The 17,248-nt window shown below is 41.1% G+C and carries 12 protein-coding genes and 1 tRNA gene; 4 read left to right on the forward strand and 9 right to left on the reverse strand.

The genetic code is table 11. The features are described 5' to 3' along the window. Window positions 1–109: 109 nt before the first annotated feature. Both CQ839_RS19835 and CQ839_RS19840 read left to right on the forward strand, forming a co-directional pair. Window positions 110–382 carry a nucleotidyltransferase family protein gene (locus CQ839_RS19835; protein ID WP_258040804.1) on the forward strand — a complete coding sequence of 91 codons (273 nt, stop codon included), beginning with the start codon at window positions 110–112 and terminating at the stop codon, window positions 380–382. Then, entirely contained in the window at window positions 372–713 is a 342-nt protein-coding gene (locus CQ839_RS19840) for a DUF86 domain-containing protein (RefSeq protein WP_103670027.1), read from the forward strand. The genes CQ839_RS19835 and CQ839_RS19840 overlap by 11 nt, the downstream gene beginning before the upstream one ends. Window positions 714–963: 250 nt before the next feature. Here CQ839_RS19840 and lpxA read toward each other — a convergent pair whose 3' ends face one another. Both lpxA and CQ839_RS19855 read right to left on the reverse strand, forming a co-directional pair. After that, a complete protein-coding gene (gene lpxA / locus CQ839_RS19850) occupies window positions 964–1,794 on the reverse strand; it encodes an acyl-ACP--UDP-N-acetylglucosamine O-acyltransferase (protein WP_103670029.1) in 831 nt (276 codons plus the stop codon). A gap of 252 nt (window positions 1,795–2,046) precedes the next feature. Next, complete coding sequence (locus CQ839_RS19855) at window positions 2,047–4,998, reverse strand: response regulator (protein ID WP_103670030.1); 2,952 nt, start codon at window positions 4,996–4,998, stop codon at window positions 2,047–2,049. A 201-nt stretch (window positions 4,999–5,199) separates the two neighbouring features. Between CQ839_RS19855 and CQ839_RS19860 the strand changes: the two genes are divergently transcribed. After that, complete coding sequence (locus CQ839_RS19860) at window positions 5,200–6,120, forward strand: TIGR01777 family oxidoreductase (protein WP_103670031.1); 921 nt, start codon at window positions 5,200–5,202, stop codon at window positions 6,118–6,120. Window positions 6,121–6,162: 42 nt separating this feature from the next. On the opposite strand, the gene CQ839_RS19865 is transcribed toward CQ839_RS19860, so the two are convergent. The 5 genes from CQ839_RS19865 to CQ839_RS19885 form a co-directional block, all read right to left on the reverse strand. Further along, window positions 6,163–6,243 (reverse strand) — tRNA-Tyr (locus CQ839_RS19865). 85 nt (window positions 6,244–6,328) lie between these two features. After that, complete coding sequence (locus tag CQ839_RS19870; RefSeq protein ID WP_258040805.1) at window positions 6,329–7,231, reverse strand: CPBP family intramembrane glutamic endopeptidase; 903 nt, start codon at window positions 7,229–7,231, stop codon at window positions 6,329–6,331. Between the two features lie 73 nt (window positions 7,232–7,304). Continuing rightward, window positions 7,305–7,586, reverse strand: coding sequence for an ATP-dependent Clp protease adapter ClpS (gene clpS / locus CQ839_RS19875; RefSeq protein ID WP_103670032.1), 282 nt, complete (start codon window positions 7,584–7,586; stop codon window positions 7,305–7,307). Window positions 7,587–7,988: 402 nt separating this feature from the next. Beyond that, window positions 7,989–9,059 carry a DUF3474 domain-containing protein gene (locus tag CQ839_RS19880; protein WP_103670033.1) on the reverse strand — a complete coding sequence of 357 codons (1,071 nt, stop codon included), beginning with the start codon at window positions 9,057–9,059 and terminating at the stop codon, window positions 7,989–7,991. Window positions 9,060–9,121: 62 nt separating this feature from the next. Continuing rightward, window positions 9,122–10,528, reverse strand: a complete 1,407-nt coding sequence (locus tag CQ839_RS19885; protein ID WP_103670034.1) for an ATP-dependent DNA helicase RecQ — start codon at window positions 10,526–10,528, stop codon at window positions 9,122–9,124. Between the two features lie 985 nt (window positions 10,529–11,513). On the opposite strand from CQ839_RS19885, the gene CQ839_RS19890 reads away from it, so the two are divergent. Continuing rightward, the gene (locus CQ839_RS19890; RefSeq protein WP_181016265.1) at window positions 11,514–13,583 is read left to right on the forward strand and encodes an EAL domain-containing protein; all 2,070 of its coding nucleotides are present in this window, start codon (window positions 11,514–11,516) and stop codon (window positions 13,581–13,583) included. A 142-nt stretch (window positions 13,584–13,725) separates the two neighbouring features. Here the strand turns inward: CQ839_RS19890 and CQ839_RS19895 are convergent, their stop codons facing one another. After that, window positions 13,726–15,465 (reverse strand): M61 family metallopeptidase, encoded by a 1,740-nt coding sequence (locus CQ839_RS19895; RefSeq protein ID WP_103670036.1) that lies wholly within the window; start codon window positions 15,463–15,465, stop codon window positions 13,726–13,728. Between the two features lie 42 nt (window positions 15,466–15,507). Next, entirely contained in the window at window positions 15,508–16,842 is a 1,335-nt protein-coding gene (locus CQ839_RS19900) for a cytosine deaminase (protein ID WP_103670037.1), read from the reverse strand. Between the last annotated feature and the right edge of the window lie 406 nt (window positions 16,843–17,248).

Raw genomic sequence — 17,248 nt, forward strand, 5'->3', positions numbered from 1 at the left:
TTAAAACTCAAATTTTAGAAGCAATCAAACAAATGCCGAATAGCGCTCCTCTAAACCTATGCCTCAACCTATTGAACAAAAAATAAAATCACTCGCTCGTTCAGACGTTATGCAAACGCTCTCCATGCATCGCCATGAACTAAACAGATTAGGCGTAAAATCTTTACGACTATTTGGTTCTGTAGCAAGAGATGAAGCAAGACCCGATAGTGATATTGACTTTTTAGTTGAATTTGTTAACGAACCTTCATTCTTTGAACTGTTTGAAGTGCAATATTTTCTTGAAGATCTATTCCATTGTAAAATCGACTTAGGAATGGAAGAATCATTGAAAGAGCATTTAAGAGAACCAGTACTCAAGGATGTGATCTATGCCCTCTAGAGATTGGCAGCTAAGAATCACAGATATTTTGCAAGCCGTTCAAGATATCGAGCAATTTACGCAAGGGATGACTTTTGAAGAATTTAGCAAAAACAAGATGGTTGTCCAATCCGTGCTGTATAACTTCGTGATTATCGGTGAAGCATCCGCTAACATACCCGAAGAAATTCAATTACTTCATCCAACAATCCCTTGGCGCAAAATGAGTGATATGCGAAACATAATGGCACATGAGTATTTTCAAGTAAACCTGTCTATCGTTTGGCAAACAATTCATAGGAATTTACCGCCGATTTTGCCAAAACTGGAAAAGGTCATAGAAAATCCATGATGTTTGGATTAATTTGTGGTTAGAAGAAGCGATTTTTTACTCTAACTTATTCAAAAAACGATGATTAAAACTCAAATTTTAGAGGCAATCCAACAAATGCCGAATAGCGATTATTGGAGGTAATCGAATGAACCAGACTATCGGACAAAAAACAATGCTGTGCGATCGCAATCTTAATTTGTGGATAGAGAATGCGATCGCAAGTATCTACGACAATTCTTAGAACCGTTGTTTTAAGATGATTGTGCATCTAATCTCGATCTTCTTCGACTCGGCTTGCGCCTTTCTCATAGAGTTTACAAATACCGCGACGGCTGTTCTTAATAAAATTACAGAATAATTGAATATCAGGATTGTTAGCAAATTCGGGATCTGACTCTAGAAATTCGATCGCTTGAGTACGATTGCGAGCGGAATTATAGATCACTTCATATGCCGAGAGAATTGTCCGTCGGCGATCATGTCCAAAACCATTGCGACGTAGACCAAGACGATTTAGCCCACACACCATATTTGTGTCAACAGCCATGCAATAGGGCGGCACATCCATCCCAAGGCGAGTTTGTCCGCGAATCATCGCATAGGAACCGATGCGCGTGAATTGATGCACGACTGAGTCACCACCCATAAAGGCATAGTCATGCACTTCTACATGACCCGCCAACAACACATTATTTACTAAAATTACGCGATCGCCGATCGAGCAGTTATGGGCTATATGCGCACCAGTAAAAAATAAATTGTCATTACCGATTTTAGTTGCTGAGCCTTCCTTCGTACCTCGATTGACCGTCACGTACTCTCGCAACACATTGCGATCGCCGATTTCCACAAAACTAATTGCACCTTTGTAGGAAGTGTCCTGAGGTTCAGAGCCAACGATTGCCCCGTAGCCTATTTGGTTATCATTGCCAATCTTGGTATGCCCAGTGATGATTGCCCTAGCGCGAATCTCACAGCGATCGCCGATCTTCACAAATTCGTCAACAATGGCATCGGCTCCAATGGATGTGCCTTCGCCAATCTTGGCATTGGGATGGACGATGGCGCGGGGATGAATCGTGATATTGGTATTAGGCATAGAAATGGCGGTCTACAGTCTTTGGGCGCTAGAAAACAACCAATAGTTTATCGCAATCATCAGTAAAGTTTTCAAGTTTTCAGCTTGCCGTAGGCAAGCTGAAAACTTGAAAACTTTACTGGGTTGGATTTTTTAGTTTTTAAATGAGCATTTGCTCATTTAAAAACTAAAAAATCCAGAGATTAGACAAGACCAATATCAAGGATTTACCTCGCTATGCGCTGCAAATCCCTATATCAAGTCACGGTGACTCTAATTGGTTGCCAAGACTCCTAATTTATAGAGTCGGCGCACAATTTCTTCCAGTAGCTGAGGGTAACTATAATCAGGTTTTTGTAGGATTTTTTGTACCGAGCCACTGAGACGGTTGCTGTCTTCATTCGTCAAATCCTTTGCGGTAATGATGATTATCGGAATTGATGGAGTGTCTTGTCGCAGCCTCAGTAAATGCATAAATTCAAAACCATCGACATTGGGCATCATCAAATCGAGCAAAATTAATTGCGGAATGTTCTGCGCCATTACCTCTAAAGCATCATGTCCATCCTGAGCTTCGGATACAATACAATGCTCTTTTTCCAGCATCCGCTTCAACATTGCTCTAGTATTAGGATCGTCTTCGATCACTAACACTGAAAGCGCTGACTGTTGCTCAGACCGATATTTTCCAATGATCGTAATTAGGCGATCGCGATCAATCGGCTTAAACAAAAATTCATTTGCCCCAATCCCAAAGCTTTCAGGTTTTTCATCATTAATGGTCAGCAAAATAATTGGAATTCCAGAAGTTAAAGGTTGCGACTTTAATTCCTTAAGTACTTCCACCCCATTCATTGAGGGTGTTTGCATATCTAAGATAATGGCATCGGGTAAAATTTGATAGACTAATTGCATTCCCTCTTTCCCATTTGAAGATGAGTAGAGGAAAACTCCAAGATGTTGGAGATAGGAATGAGTAGACTGACGTAGTATCGAATCGCCAGCAATCACTAAGACGGAAGGATGCTTTTGATGCGAATTGTCTGGTTTCTCTGTTTTCAGTGGTGGATATTTTGGCGATGTTGATAAATTAGATGAAGGATTTTGTACTTGTTTTGGCGGTTTTTTAGAGGCGCTTTCGCAGTCAACTGGTAAACAAATTGTAAAAGTTGAGCCTATTCCCAATTCGCTGATAATAGTAATATCACCACTCATCATTTGGCAAAGACGATGACTAATGGCAAGACCTAAACCTGTTCCACCATATTGTCTCGTCGTGGAACTATCAGCTTGGTTAAATGGCTGAAACAGTTTTTGCAGATTTTCTGGACTGATCCCTATTCCCGTATCGCTAATCTTGAAGCAAAAAATTTCTCCTAGAACCGAATTTTGGCGGGTTACTTGGATTTTAATTACACCTGATTTCGTGAATTTACAGGCATTACTTAAAACATTTAAGAGAACTTGTCTTACGCGCGTCATATCTGCCCGAATTTCCCCAAGTTGCCGATCGCATTCTATCTCCAGACGATTATTGTTTTTGAGTAACAATGGTTGAATTGTTTGACTTGCATCCCATACCAGCATTGGCACATCAAAATTATCGTAATAAATTTCTAATTTGCCTGCTTCAATTTTGGTCATATCTAAAATGTCATTGATCAAATCCAGCAGATGCTTGCCAGAGCGATAAATTTTTTGGAGATCATCTTCAAAATCATCTAATCCCAGCAAAGCTGCATCTTCTTGCAACATCTCGCTATAGCCGATAATCGCATTAAGTGGTGTTCGCAACTCATGACTCATATTCGCAACAAAGGTGCTTTTAGTATGATTTGCTTCTAAGGCGCGATCGCGTGCTAGGGCTAGTTCTTCATTCATCAAGCGGAGAGTTTCTTCATCCCGTTTACGGCGCATCAATATACCTAGCTGCATGGCGATCGCGCTGATTAAGCCCACCAATTGCTGATCGCGATCGTTGGGAGATCTGGTGAAGAACGCCATGATCGCGACAACATTGGTATCGGCACTGACAGGAATCGCCAACCCCGATTGCAAACCACATTCTAAAGCAGGATATTTGCGCAAGAAATGTGATTCTGCTTCGAGAGAAATATCCCAAATCCATTCTGGTCGTTGATTTCCCCAAACTCTTCCTGGAAAACCAATTCCTGCGGGGAAAGAGATTCTCTCGCTACATTGACGAAACTCTTCTAATCCCTCTATGCTGCTGTACCATGCAGGGCTACATATCAAAGTCTGTCCGTCCCCCGATGGTATCCATGCTTCGCCATAGTCCCATCCTGTAAATTGACAAATCTTGGAGAGAGCTATTTCTAAAGCTGTTTGAAAATCATTGACTGCACTAATTTCTAAGGTTAAACATTGCAATAATTGTGATTCTGCCTCAGCTCTTTTGCGCTGGGAAATATCCTGCACAGTACCTTCAAAACCAATTAGAGTTCCATCAGGTTCACGTACTGCGCGCACATTTTCCGAAATCCAGATTTTCGTGCCATCGCGACGATAGACCTGAGACTCAAAATTAGAAACGGTGTCATGTGTCCGTAAAACATTAATAAATTCTTGGCGACGTAATGGATTGACATAAATCTGATTGGCAATATTGGTGACATTACTCATTAGAGATTCGGCAGAAGGATAACCATAAATCTGTGCTAGCATCGAATTGGCGATTAGATAGCGTCCATCAATTGTTGTTTGAAAGATTCCCTCGATCGCATTCTCGAAAATATCTTTATATTTAGCCTCAGCATTTTCGAGATCGTTGCGGAGTTTGGAAGTTCTTAATTTTAAGAGTTTATGGATTTCAGTCGCCTGTTGCACGATTTGAACTAGGCTGTCCGCCTTGTAGGGCTTCGTAATGTATTTAAAAACTTGTGATTGATTAATCGCTTCTACTAAATCGCGGACATCGGTATGGGCAGTCAAAATAATCCGCAAAGTGTCAGGATAACTTTCAGCTACTTGGCTCAAAAACTCCGTCCCAGACATCATGGGCATTCGCTGATCAGAGACAATCACCGCAACATCTGGCTCCTTAGCTAAAATCGCCAACGCCTCAAATCCATTTTTAGCTCGCAGGATGAGATGACTTCGATAGAAAATACGCTGAAGTAGATCTAAGTTGTCTTCTTCATCATCAACGATCAATAATTTGCTTTTGTGGTTGCTTTTGAGTTTATTTTCTGATGAGCTATTCATAGATGTAGTTACAAAGGTGTTTTCACATAAAGTAGGCGATTAGGGACAAGCGAATAAATAAAGTGCCATTTCAGGTTTTACAGAATTAGTTGGGGGGCTTTGCCGCCCAACTAATTCTGGTTTTATATTTGGTACATTATTAGATTACAAGCCCCTTAGTCTTGTGCTGGTATCTCTAGATAATTTAAGCAAAAAAATATTATGAAAATTGTAGTGACGGGTGCTACTGGGTTTGTTGGTGAGAAATTAGTTGAGCGATTACATGCTTTAGGCGATCGCATTGTCGTCTTGGCGCGTAATTCTCAAAAAGCAACCCGTCAATTTCCCCAAGATACTTTTCCCAATGTTGAAGTAATTGGCTATACGCCTTTTGAATTGGGCGATTGGGCTAAGGCTATATCTGGTAGTGATGCAGTAATTAATCTGGCTGGTGAACCCCTCGCTGGTGTGCGCTGGACTGAAAAACGTAAGCAAGAGATCCGCGATAGTCGTATTTTAACGACAAAAGTGCTGGTTGAAGCGATTGCTAAGGCTGATGTGAAACCACAAATCTTAATTAGTGGCTCCGCAATCGGTTATTACGGCACGAGTCTTGATAAATCTTTTGATGAATATAGTAATGCGGGTGATGACTTTTTGGCTAATGTTTGCAAAGACTGGGAAGCTGCTGCTGAGGCGGTTACGAGCTTAGGTTTGCGTCTAGTCAAGCTAAGAACAGGAATTGTCTTGGGTATGGGTGGTGCGATCGCGAAAATGTTACCAATTTTTCAAGTTGGTGGCGGTGGCAAAATTGGTACTGGCAAGCAATGGTTTTCATGGATTCATCGCGATGATTTGGTGGAGCTAATTATCTATGCATTGAAAAATGATCAGGTCACTGGTGCGCTTAATGCTACTGCTCCTAAAGCAGTTACTAACTCAGATTTCACCGTTGCCTTTGCTAAAGCAATTAAACGTCCTGCCTTTTTACCTGTTCCTGCGGCGGCGTTGATTTTGGTATTTGGTGAAGGTGCAACGGTATTGCTAGATGGTCAGCGCGTTGTGCCACACAAAGCCGAGATTAATAAATTTACGTTCCAATATCCAGATATTGATTCAGCTCTAGCGCAAATCTTTGCTTAACAAAAAAAGAGAGTGAACTTAGTTCACTCTCTTTTTTTGAGATGGGCCGAGATGGATTTGAACCAACGTAGCTTACGCAGCGGATTTACAGTCCGCCCCCATTAACCACTCGGGCATCGACCCTTTGCTTGGTTGTTTTCCAAGCGAATCTAATCATATACACTTATTGCGCCACTGGCAATAGGTAATTTCAAAAAAATCAAAGGTGCTAAGCACCTTTGATTTTTTTGAAATTACGAAATCCGATCGAGATCGCACTTAAAAAAATAATTCCCATCACACCTGCGATCGGATTTCCATTAATACCTGTCACCCATTCAGGTACAGCCCCTGTTGGTTTGAGCCAATGAGTTGTATTTACGATGTAATAGCACCAAACCAAACCACCATGTAAGCCAATCGATATGCCCAATCTGCCATCACATCTGCGTCTTGCCAGTATTAGCGCAACACTGAGCATCACCAAACCGAGAAATTGGCTCCATGTAGCCAGAATGACGTTTAAGGGCTTGATGAAATGCAAAATTGCAAATACTAAGCTGCAACCGAGTAAAGCTGTAGTTTTGGAATAATCGCGCTCTAGCTCTGAGAGTATCCAACCGCGAAACAGCAATTCCTCCGCAAACCCTACGCCAACGGAAGTCAATAGTCCTGGGAATATTGCGCCTTGCCAATCGACAAAATATACACCGATCGCTGGTAGTAGATTATCTGGTAAAGGCTGCTGCCAAGTGACAGTTTGCACCGCTAGCCAACCAAGGCTCACCTGTGAGCTAAAAAAGATGAGTAGGGTTACACAGCCAAGCGCTAAACCTAATAAAAAATCGCGTCCATTTTTGCGGGTAAATAACAATCCGTAATAGCGATAGGGATGTGAATATTTAGCAATTTTGCGCCCCCAGAACCAAATCAATCCCAAAAATCCGCAATACAACAAAATGGTTAGACCAACACCAACCGCCTCACCCCAAATTAGATACATTGGTGCTGCGATCGGTAGCCATAGCACCAATAGAGTTATTAAAAAAAGAATGATGCGTATTGGTGCTGGATAAGAATTTAAGCGATCGAGATTCACAATAGAAAACAGGTAGGATTTTGTTAATAACAATCCTACCTGTTCTCTATTGCAAGTGCTTGATGATGCGATCGTCTAATGAGAGCCTTTTGCGATCGCATTTGACTTATGACTCTGGCTCCATCGTGCTGGTTAAACCCTTACTTTGGAGACCTTCACAATAAAACTCAGCATGTTCTTGTACGCAGGTAATTACTAAAGCACAGCCACTAGCATGAGCTGCCATCATGATATCCACAGCTTGCGGCTGCGTAAGACCATTTACGACTTGCATTAAGGTTTCAACGACATACTCCATTGAGTTGTAATCGTCGTTATGTAATAAAACTCGATATCTTGGTGCGATTTTGCGTATGGTTTCTGGACGTTTAATAGTTTCGGTAGACATATATTTAGGTTTCCTCCAATAAGGATTTGCAATAAGGGAAAATTTAGAGAAAAAATTTATGGTGTTTGATAATGGCGGTATGAGTTGCATTAAGTAGAATTAAAGTGCTTACAGATCTGCGTTATAGATAAGACAGTAATAATACTTAAGGCTCACTTACATTATAAGTATGAACCCAAAAAATGTGAAGTGGGTAGCTTTTGCACCAGTAATTCTTTCATCAAAACCGATTTTAGATTTGCCAGCGCCGTAGGCGCTGGCAAATCTAAAATCGGTTTTGATGAAAGTCAGCCAAAGGTTGCCTTTCATCAAAATCGATTTTTAAAATGAGAATTGCTACTTTTACATAAAAAAGAGAGGGGCGCATTGCGTCCCTCTCTTTAATCATTTTTAAACAGTTTACTAATCGCGATAATAAACTTCACTGCCTGTGTCAGGAACAAATTGACAGGCTTTTTGAGAAGCGAAGAAAGATTTCCAGATCGGAACTTTGGATACTCGGTAATATGAGCCTAAAACTGGCTTGATTGCTTCCGTGGCAGTCTTGAGATGATAGTGAGGAATACCAATAAAGATATGGTGCGCAACGTGAGTACCAATATTGTGATGGATATCGTTGAAGATTCCATAATCACGATCAATTGTGGAGAGCGCTCCCTTTAGAAAATACCAATCTTTCCCACGATACCAAGGAATATCAGCTTCGGTATGATGTAGATAGGTGACGAGATCAAGCCATACTACAAAGATCAGGTAAGGAACGATATAAAACTTAAATAGAAATAGGAAACCATAGGTAAAACCCAACCATCCTAAAAAGCCAACCATCACTGCAAATAGGCTGCTGCTGGTGAGAATATCAGTAGTTTCCGATTCACGAAATAGATCGTTGTTGGGAACGAAATGGGAAGCGGTAGGACGCGCAGGCGATCGCTTAAATAAGTACAAAGGATAAGCAAACAACAGGGCATCAAAGCGGATAAATTTCCCAAGCCAGTCCATGTCCTTGTATTGGCTTTCGGTGACAGGATACCAACTTTCATCGGTGTCAATATTACCTGTGTTTTGGTGATGGGTGCGGTGACTGATGCGCCAGCCGTGATATGGAACCAGAATGGGGATATGGGTGAGATGTCCGACTAAGTTATTGAGCCATTTAATCCGTGAAAAAGACCCATGTCCACAGTCATGACCAACTACAAAGAAAGCCCAAAACATGGTTCCCGTTGCAAACCAAAAAATTGGATAAAACCACCAAGCATCAAGGTAAGCGGCAGTGGCGTACAATCCCACAATAATCGCCGTATCGGCAAAAAAATAGGCGAGGGATCGCCATACGTTAGGAGCAAAACATTCGGTAGGAATAGCAGCTTTTACATCTTGAAAAGTAAACGGAAGCTCGGTTTGAGATGTTGAAGATGTATCGGTAAGTGGGTTGTCGAGATTGATCCGATGAATAGTCGTAGACGACACGTATTATTTCCCTGTTGTTAAGAAAAATTAAGTTAATACTTAAATCTTAGCAGGGACTTAGCTTATTCTTCAAAATCAAAGGTATTGAGTAAAAATTTCCAGCGATCGCCTCTCGTATTAATGAAAGCTTGCATTTGAGCGATCGCACGCTGATCCCCAGATTGTTGTTTTAGTTGCTGTTGGTTAGGCAAGCGATGAATCTCATAAGTAAATGGCGTATGCCATGTGAGATTGCCAGAACGATGCAATAACCCCAAAGCGATCGCAGCATCGGGATGCAACTTGGCTACTTCAGCAAAATTTCCTTGTCGTGGTAGTTTTGGCAAAATGGCTAGCGCTTGTTGTTGAAGTTTTTGTTGTTGCTGCAAGAAAAAATCTACTCTTTGGCGATCGCTATCATCAAGTAGCCCAGTCGGTTCGCTGACTAACATCAAAGCCTCCGCAGGTTTGTCATCACGTCCTGCTCGACCAATTTCTTGGATATATTCCGAAAGCGTCAAAGGCGGATGAAAATGCAATACCCAACGGGTGTCAGGTTTATTAATGCCGAGACCAAAAGCTGAAGTGCAGATCACAAAAGGATATTGATTAGTTAGCCATTGTTGTTCGATATGGCGACGCTCTTGAGGTGGCAAGCCTGCATGGTAAGCGGCTGTTTTAAAAGAATTTTCTTGTAACCAACTAACAAGCATCTCAGCATCATTACGGCTGCGGACATAGATTAAGCCCGATTGTCCCTTGTGATCGCGAATAAATTTGAGGGTGCGCGATTTACGTCCTGCGGGTGTCCATGCGATTGCCACTTTGAGACTCAGATGTGGGCGATAGGGACTAGTACGCACAACATGAGGATTTTCTAGCTGTAAACAAGCTTGCAATTCAGCAGTTGTATCGTGATCGGCAGTGGCTGTAAATGCGGCGATCGCAATGCGTGGATGATGATCAGGCTTTTGTGCCATCAATGCTGATCTCACTGCTCCTAATCGGCGGTAACTGGGACGGAATGAGTCACCCCATTGCACTAGACAATGGGCTTCATCAAGCATTAAACCTGTGATTTTTAAGTTGCGATCGCTGAGCTTTTCCCAGACAGGTTGACTCAAGAGGGTTTCTGGAGAGACGTAAAGCAATCGAGTGTTTGGTAAATTCCGTAAGACTTCGCGGCGTTCTATTTGCGATAAATTACTATGCAAACAAGCTGCGGGGAGATTCCGAGATTTACAATCTCGGACTTGATCTTCCATCAGGGCAAGTAAAGGAGAAACTACCAATGTCAAGCCTTCATTAAGGATTGCTGGTAACTGAAAGCAAATAGACTTACCACCACCTGTAGCCATAATCGCTAAGCTATCTTGCCCGCGCAGCAAGCTCGTAACTACCTCTCGCTGAGACGGACGCAGATCCGCATATCCCCAAATTTTCTGAAATGTTTGCTGAACTACCGTCCATTCTCTAAATGCTTCTGACATTTGTTGTATGCATGACTCATTAATTCAAATAAGCACTTGGGCAAAATAAATTACTCAAACCCGTAAAGTTGCGCCCCTGCGGGGCGCAACTTTACGGGTTTGGATGTGTAATTAATTATACCTAGCTACTTATTTTAGACATTTGTAGGACTTTGCGATGAAGTGTACCGATCATCACAGCAATTCTCATTATGAAACCAATTTTGGTGTTTCCAGCGCCTTCGGCGCTGGAAACACCAAAATTGGTTATTTGAAAGCCCGCCAACGGCGGGCTTTCAAATAACCAATTTTATAATGAGAACTGCTGCGATCATCACTTTAGTGAAGGCATAAAAGCAAAAAAAGAGTTGCAATTCAAACTCTCTTTTTTAGCTGGGATTGACAACAGCTTGTAAAATCAAGAAAATTAGTTTTTTGTTAAAAGGCTTATTTGATAAGGCTTTTAACGAAAATACAAGGATTTATCTAAAATCTCAAAACAATCACTAGAAAAGCTATTGATTTACAAGTATTTATTTAGCCAAAGCTATATATATTTGTATAACCGTAAGTTAGATGACTGATTTTCCCCAATAAATTTATATAATTGATCCAAGTTATCGCAATTCTAATTCATTTGTTAGATTAAATTGTTTATGAAAGTCTGCCCCTTAAGGATGCATACTTTCATAAACAATTTAGGATTGCAATATAGTTAAAGCTAGTAATTTCCCAAAGCAAAAGAAATCCTTAGACTAGAAATCAGGTGCTTACATCGGTTTTTGATCAAACGAAGCACAAATTTTTGTTAAAGCTATCGCTTAGTGCTACTTTTAACAATGATCTAATAGTTTATATAATCGTAGAATCTTTCTAAAGCTCGTTTTAAAGGGACATTATTCAGGTGAGACCAGAAGAGTCATCCACTCTTAAGATCAAAGAGATGCTTCATCACGTACTTACGGTTGAGGATCCACAAGGGTTTCGTAATTTTCTCTTGAATAATATGACTTATTCTCTAGGGCGTAGCTTGGAGAATTCAATAATTCTGCGTTCTAATCTCGTATCTAGGCAACATGCAACTTTGTTGGCAGTAGCTTCTAAGAAATCGTCATGCTTCTTCCGAATAATTGACGGCAGCATAGAAGGGAAGCGCAGTACCAATGGAATTTTAATTAACGGCAAAAAGAGATTTTCGCATATATTGTCACATGGTGATGAAATTCTTTTTAGTAAGGATACCAAGGCTGTATATCAGGTAATCACTGCGATTACCAATATTCCCAAAATTAATAGTTCCCAAAACCAGACTTCTGAAAGTAGTCATCCTAAGTTCAATCATCGGTCATTTGATGATACTAAGCCTTTTCGCATTTCTCCTTTACAGGTCATTCTGGAACAAGATTTATCTACGCATATTCATAAAACTATTAACCAATTCATTTCATCACCAGAGCTAAATCCACAACCAATTATAGAGCTAAATCTCGTCGGCAAAATCTTATATCTTAATCCTGCGGCGTTATCTCAATTCCCTAATCTTGAAGAGACGAGAATCAATCATCCTATACTTAAAGATCTTTTGGCTCAATTGCTGCCATTGGTTAATCCTGAACGCAAAATTTTTGTGAGAGAAGTATCGATCAATGAAAAGTTATTTGAAGAAATCATTCATTTTATGCCTTGGAGCGAAGTAATTCGGATCCATATAGCTGATATTACAAATCAAAAGCAAGCAGAAGCGATAATTTCCTATCAAATTCATCACGATGCGCTGACAGGGCTGCCAAACCGAAAATATTTACATGAACATTTAGTTGAGGTAATCGAAAAACTAGAAGATAAGCAACAATTATTTGCAGTTCTATTTCTGGATATTGATCGATTTAAGTTAATTAATGATTCTTTAGGGCATAGCATTGGAGATCTATTGCTGAAAGCTGTAAGCGATCGCTTAAAGAAGTTGCTTAAAAAGGATGATTTAATGGTGCGTTGGGGTGCAGATGAGTTTGCGATCGTAGCTAGGGACATCAATTCTAATGATGACGTTGTCCAAATTGCTGAATCCATGATTCAAGCTTTGACTTTTCCTTTTAATTGTGGTGGGCATGAACTACATATTACGACCTGTATTGGTGCAAGTATTTATCCAGATCATAATACTGAAGTCGAGGGACTAATTCGGAATGCAGATATGGCAATGTATCGGGCTAAAGCAGAAGGTCAAAATAGCTTTCAGTTTTATGTCCCGAATATGCAGGAGCAGAGTTTTCAGCGATTATCCATGGAAAACAATTTGCGAAGAGCGTTAGAGAACAACGAGCTGCTGACATACTATCAACCTCAAATCGATTTAATCACGGGTAAAATTGTTGGCTTAGAAGTTTTACTACGCTGGAAACATGTTTCTTTAGGTTCAATTCCACCGAGCAAATTTATTCCCCTAGCTGAAGAAACAGGACTAATTACGGCGATTGGGACTTGGGTGTTAAGGCAAACCTGTTTACAAGCGATCGCATGGTTAAAGATGGGATTACCACCGATTCAGATTGGCGTGAATTTATCGATCAAACAACTTCAACAAAAGGATTTTCTATCTTGTTTACAACAAATTCTCGAAGAAACAAATCTTGATCCTCATTTCCTAGAGTTAGAAATTACTGAAGGAATTATGATGGACAATGTTGAGGAGAAGATTGTCTTGTTAAATGAATTCCGTCAGATGGGAATTCAGTTGTCAATTGATGATTTTGGCACTGGTTACTCAGCTCTAAGCTATCTGAAAAACTTGCCAATTGATACGCTGAAGATAGACCGTATTTTTATTGAATATATTGCTCACAATGCCCATGATCGCGCGATTGTGGCTTCGATTATTAGTTTGTCCCATAGCCTAGACCTGAATGTAATCGCTGAAGGTGTCGAAACCCAAGAGCAAGTTGATGTATTGCGATCGCTCGGCTGCGATCAGATCCAAGGTTATTTTTTCTATAAAGCCTTACCCGCCGATGAAATCGAGACTTTATTAAGGTCGCAAGGAATAACTAGACCCAATAGAATTGAGCCAGCTCAATAATACCAATTCATAGAAGTGTTGTCACACTTCTATGAATTGAAAACCAAACCCTGCAAGGGTTTTAAAAGCACAAAATGGCGTAGCCATTTTGTGCTTTTATATAAGTGGTGGCGCAAAGCGCCGCCACTTATTGGGCTCGCAGCTAGATGCTGAGCCATAATCTTAGGTTTAGCTCTTGGTTGGGTGAAGTCTTAGCAATTTGGACTAGTTCAAATTGGTTACAGATTGGTTCTTGTAAAGTCACTTCCACCGTGCGTAATAAATCTTGCTGGAAGATGGTCACCACGATCGCATCGCCAGCCGCAAAATCTCGTAGGCGTTCATTAAAGTTTTCGGCGGTGACGCGAATTCCTGCGATCGCAATTACCATGTCACCTGTACTGATGCCAGCTTTTTGAGCAGGTGAGCCAAACTCGACTTTCTCAACTTCAGGAATTCCATTTTTAGATTTGAGCGTCATCCCGATAAATGGGATATCTTGCCTTGAAGTCCGTAATTCGATTCCAAAGGGTTCCAGATAGTAATTATAGTCTAGTTCTTTATTGCCATAGAGATAATCATTCCAGAATGTTGACAGGTCAAAACCTGCCACAGTCTCGATTACTTCATGCAGATCAGCTTCACTAAAGCCAATCTCATCTTTACCAAAACGTTCCCACATAATCTGCATGACTCGATCAAGCGATCGCAGGTTATTAGTTTTAACACGAATTAGTAAATCCAGCAGCATTGATACCATTTCCCCTTTGAGATAGTAGGAAATCTGGTTGTTATGGGTATTTGGATCGGGGCGATAGAGCTTAATCCATGTATCAAAACTAGACTCATAGAGAGATTGGACATTACGCCCAAAGGTCGTTTGCAGACGGGTGATCGCCTTACTTACTAGTTTGAGATAATGCGTTGCATCATAGAGTCCTGCCCGCAGTGGAAAGATCTGGTCATAGTAACTAGTGGTTCCTTCACTAAACCAAAGAGAACTAGTGTAATTTTCTTGATCATAATCAAATTTTTCTAGCGCTTTGGGGCGAATCCGTTTTACATTCCAAGTATGGAAAAACTCATGGGCAACCAGATTCATAAATTGGAGATAGCTCTCTTCTTTGCGAAATCCTAATCGGTTGTAAAGAAGAACTGTGCTGTTTTTATGCTCTAATCCTCCAAATCCGTTGCTAGCATGGAGGATAAAGTCATAGTGATCGTAAGGCAACCCGCCAAACATTTCCGCTTCCACGGCAACGATCTCCGCCGTATCTTTGACAATGCGCTGCATATCTGCATTATGCTCGCCCCACACCACAAAGCTATGGGGTTTGTCCTGAACGGTAAATTCATAGCGATTATGAATTCCAATCTCGAAGGGACTATCAACTAAAGTGTCAAAGTCCTTGGCATAGAAAAGATTATCTTCTGTATTCGCAACTTTGGGCAAAGGCGTTGCAATTTGCCAATTCTCTTTGATTTCGCCAATCTCGACAGTATAAGGCTGCTGCTGATATTCAGGGACATACATAAATACTGCTGCACCCGTCAAAAAGGCGTGGGTGCGATCGATATGATTGGTACGCACGGTCAGTTCATTACAGAAAATCCTATAACGAATTTTAATAATCGAATTATCATTTCCACATTTTATCTGCCAATGATTTTTACTGATTTTTTGCCATGACAGAGGTTGCCCCGTTTCATTTGCTGCCTCAAAGTCTTGCAGATGTTTGGCATATTCACGCACCAAATAGGAACCAGGTGTCCAGACTGGCATCTTCAGATCGATAAATTCATCTTGCCAATTAGCGATCGCTAGTTCGACCTCTAACAGATGATTTTCTGGCTCTGGGATCGATAGACGGTAGTTAAATTGGCTACTAGTGAGATCTTTCATGTTTTTTAATTTATCGTTAGCATAGTCGGCGCGAAGCACCGACTATATCAAATCATCAAGCTCTGCATAATCGGGCAAAGTCGTATCGATCGCCATACCATTTCTAAACACAGTGCGATCGCTTTGAGGTCTTGATAACAACTCATTATAGCTACGCGCCTTAAATAGAACTAAGTCGGCAGCCTGTCCAATCTCAATTTTACCAACATCAGGTAAGCCCATCAGTTTCGCAGGGCGCGAGGTTACTGCCTCGATCCAGTTGTCATAGGGAGTATCTAAATGCGAAATCTTTGTCCCCATGCTGAAGACTTCTAATAAATCATGATCGCCAAACCCATAGAAAGGATCACGGCAATTATCGCTGGATAGCGCCACGCTCACACCCGCCGCATCGAATTCCTGAACTAAGGTAACCCCACGCCAGCGAGGAGTTCGCTCCGCAACCCGATCTTGTAAATACAGATTGCACATGGGTAAACTCACGATCCCAATATTTGCTTCTTTAACAAGGTCAATCGTCGTATTGGCGATATCTTCATCTTGTACTGCCAAACTACAGCAATGACCGCAGACTACTTGCGAACTAAAATTATTTCGTAAACTAGCTTCGGCAATATAATGCAATGTGCGCGATTGCGGATCATTATTCTCATCTGCATGGAAATCAGCACTGAGATTGCGTTCGGCAGCTAAGATAAAAATCCGATCTAAGTATTGATCTAGTCCTGTGACCATATGAGCAATGCCGCCAATAATGCCACCTAAATCAGCGATCGCATCAGCAAATAGTTCTCCTTCGTGAGTTGAGAAATAAGGTAGCTGCACTAGTGACACAGCTTGAAGGGTGATTTTTTCCTTCCATTTTTCCCGCAGTTCTTTAAATACTTTAAATGTAGTCTCCACTTGATGCGGTGGGCAATCTAAATGAGTCCTTATTGCTTTTGTGCCGTGGGCATAGCTGCATTTCAATCCAAATTCCATGCGGCGATAGAGGTCGTCATAGTTCCAATTGCCTTGCTCTGTGCAATCGCGATAAATGCCTGTGAGTGCACCTTGAAATGTGCCATCTAAATTCGGATTACGTTCCCAAATATGACCTTTGTCAAGATGAGTATGTAAGTCAGCAAAGCAAGGAATCATGATCCCCTGTTTGCCATCGATGATTGGTAAACTTTCTGTAGGAATTTCTGCAATCCGAGAACTAGGCAAAATTTCACTTATTTGACCATTACGGATTTCGAGATGGCAAGGAAATAGGCGATCGCGCTGTAATGTCGTCGTGAGATGAGCTTCTAGATTTTGCCCAATAATTTCACTATCGATAAAACAATTCGGAATCCGAACATTAACAATCCAATAATGCGAAGGTTCTAGCATAGGACTAACGTGTATTTAGCTTAATATACCGCGATGTGCAACTATTTCTAGCTGTAAGTAATTTCTTACTAAACTGCGATCGCTGCACTGATCGATTAACAACTCACCTTACGCGGATAGAATTCCTGCGATAGCCAAGATTTGGGGCTGGCACGGGGGCGCAGCCCCCTACAGAATATGAATCCCCCCGTGGTTGACCTGCTTGGCTAGCAGCAAGAGATTCTCTGTGTTCTGCGTAATATCAGTTAATAACTATTTGTCTTCTCGTCGAGACGTATCCTAAAAGCGATCGCCAATAACTTCTCGGAACTCATCAACGAGTGCGATTCGTTCAGTGTGAATCACGGTAACCAGTCCGTACATAACCACTGAAGCTAGAAATCCTAGAGTATAGCTTAACTGTCCA

It is taken from the genome of Pseudanabaena sp. BC1403, assembly GCF_002914585.1.
Lineage (GTDB): Bacteria > Cyanobacteriota > Cyanobacteriia > Pseudanabaenales > Pseudanabaenaceae > Pseudanabaena.

What these genes read in the sequence shown, in the direction of transcription:
- CQ839_RS19855 (WP_103670030.1), bottom strand. Translation starts at nt 4,998, where the DNA reads ATGAATAGCTCATCAGAAAATAAACTCAAAAGCAACCACAAAAGCAAA.
- CQ839_RS19885 (WP_103670034.1), bottom strand. Translation starts at nt 10,528, where the DNA reads ATGTCAGAAGCATTTAGAGAATGGACGGTAGTTCAGCAAACATTTCAG.
- CQ839_RS19840 (WP_103670027.1), top strand. Translation starts at nt 372, where the DNA reads ATGCCCTCTAGAGATTGGCAGCTAAGAATCACAGATATTTTGCAAGCC.
- CQ839_RS19860 (WP_103670031.1), top strand. Translation starts at nt 5,200, where the DNA reads ATGAAAATTGTAGTGACGGGTGCTACTGGGTTTGTTGGTGAGAAATTA.
- CQ839_RS19890 (WP_181016265.1), top strand. Translation starts at nt 11,514, where the DNA reads ATGACTTATTCTCTAGGGCGTAGCTTGGAGAATTCAATAATTCTGCGT.
- clpS (WP_103670032.1), bottom strand. Translation starts at nt 7,586, where the DNA reads ATGTCTACCGAAACTATTAAACGTCCAGAAACCATACGCAAAATCGCA.
- lpxA (WP_103670029.1), bottom strand. Translation starts at nt 1,794, where the DNA reads ATGCCTAATACCAATATCACGATTCATCCCCGCGCCATCGTCCATCCC.
- CQ839_RS19835 (WP_258040804.1), top strand. Translation starts at nt 110, where the DNA reads ATGCAAACGCTCTCCATGCATCGCCATGAACTAAACAGATTAGGCGTA.
- CQ839_RS19895 (WP_103670036.1), bottom strand. Translation starts at nt 15,465, where the DNA reads ATGAAAGATCTCACTAGTAGCCAATTTAACTACCGTCTATCGATCCCA.
- CQ839_RS19900 (WP_103670037.1), bottom strand. Translation starts at nt 16,842, where the DNA reads ATGCTAGAACCTTCGCATTATTGGATTGTTAATGTTCGGATTCCGAAT.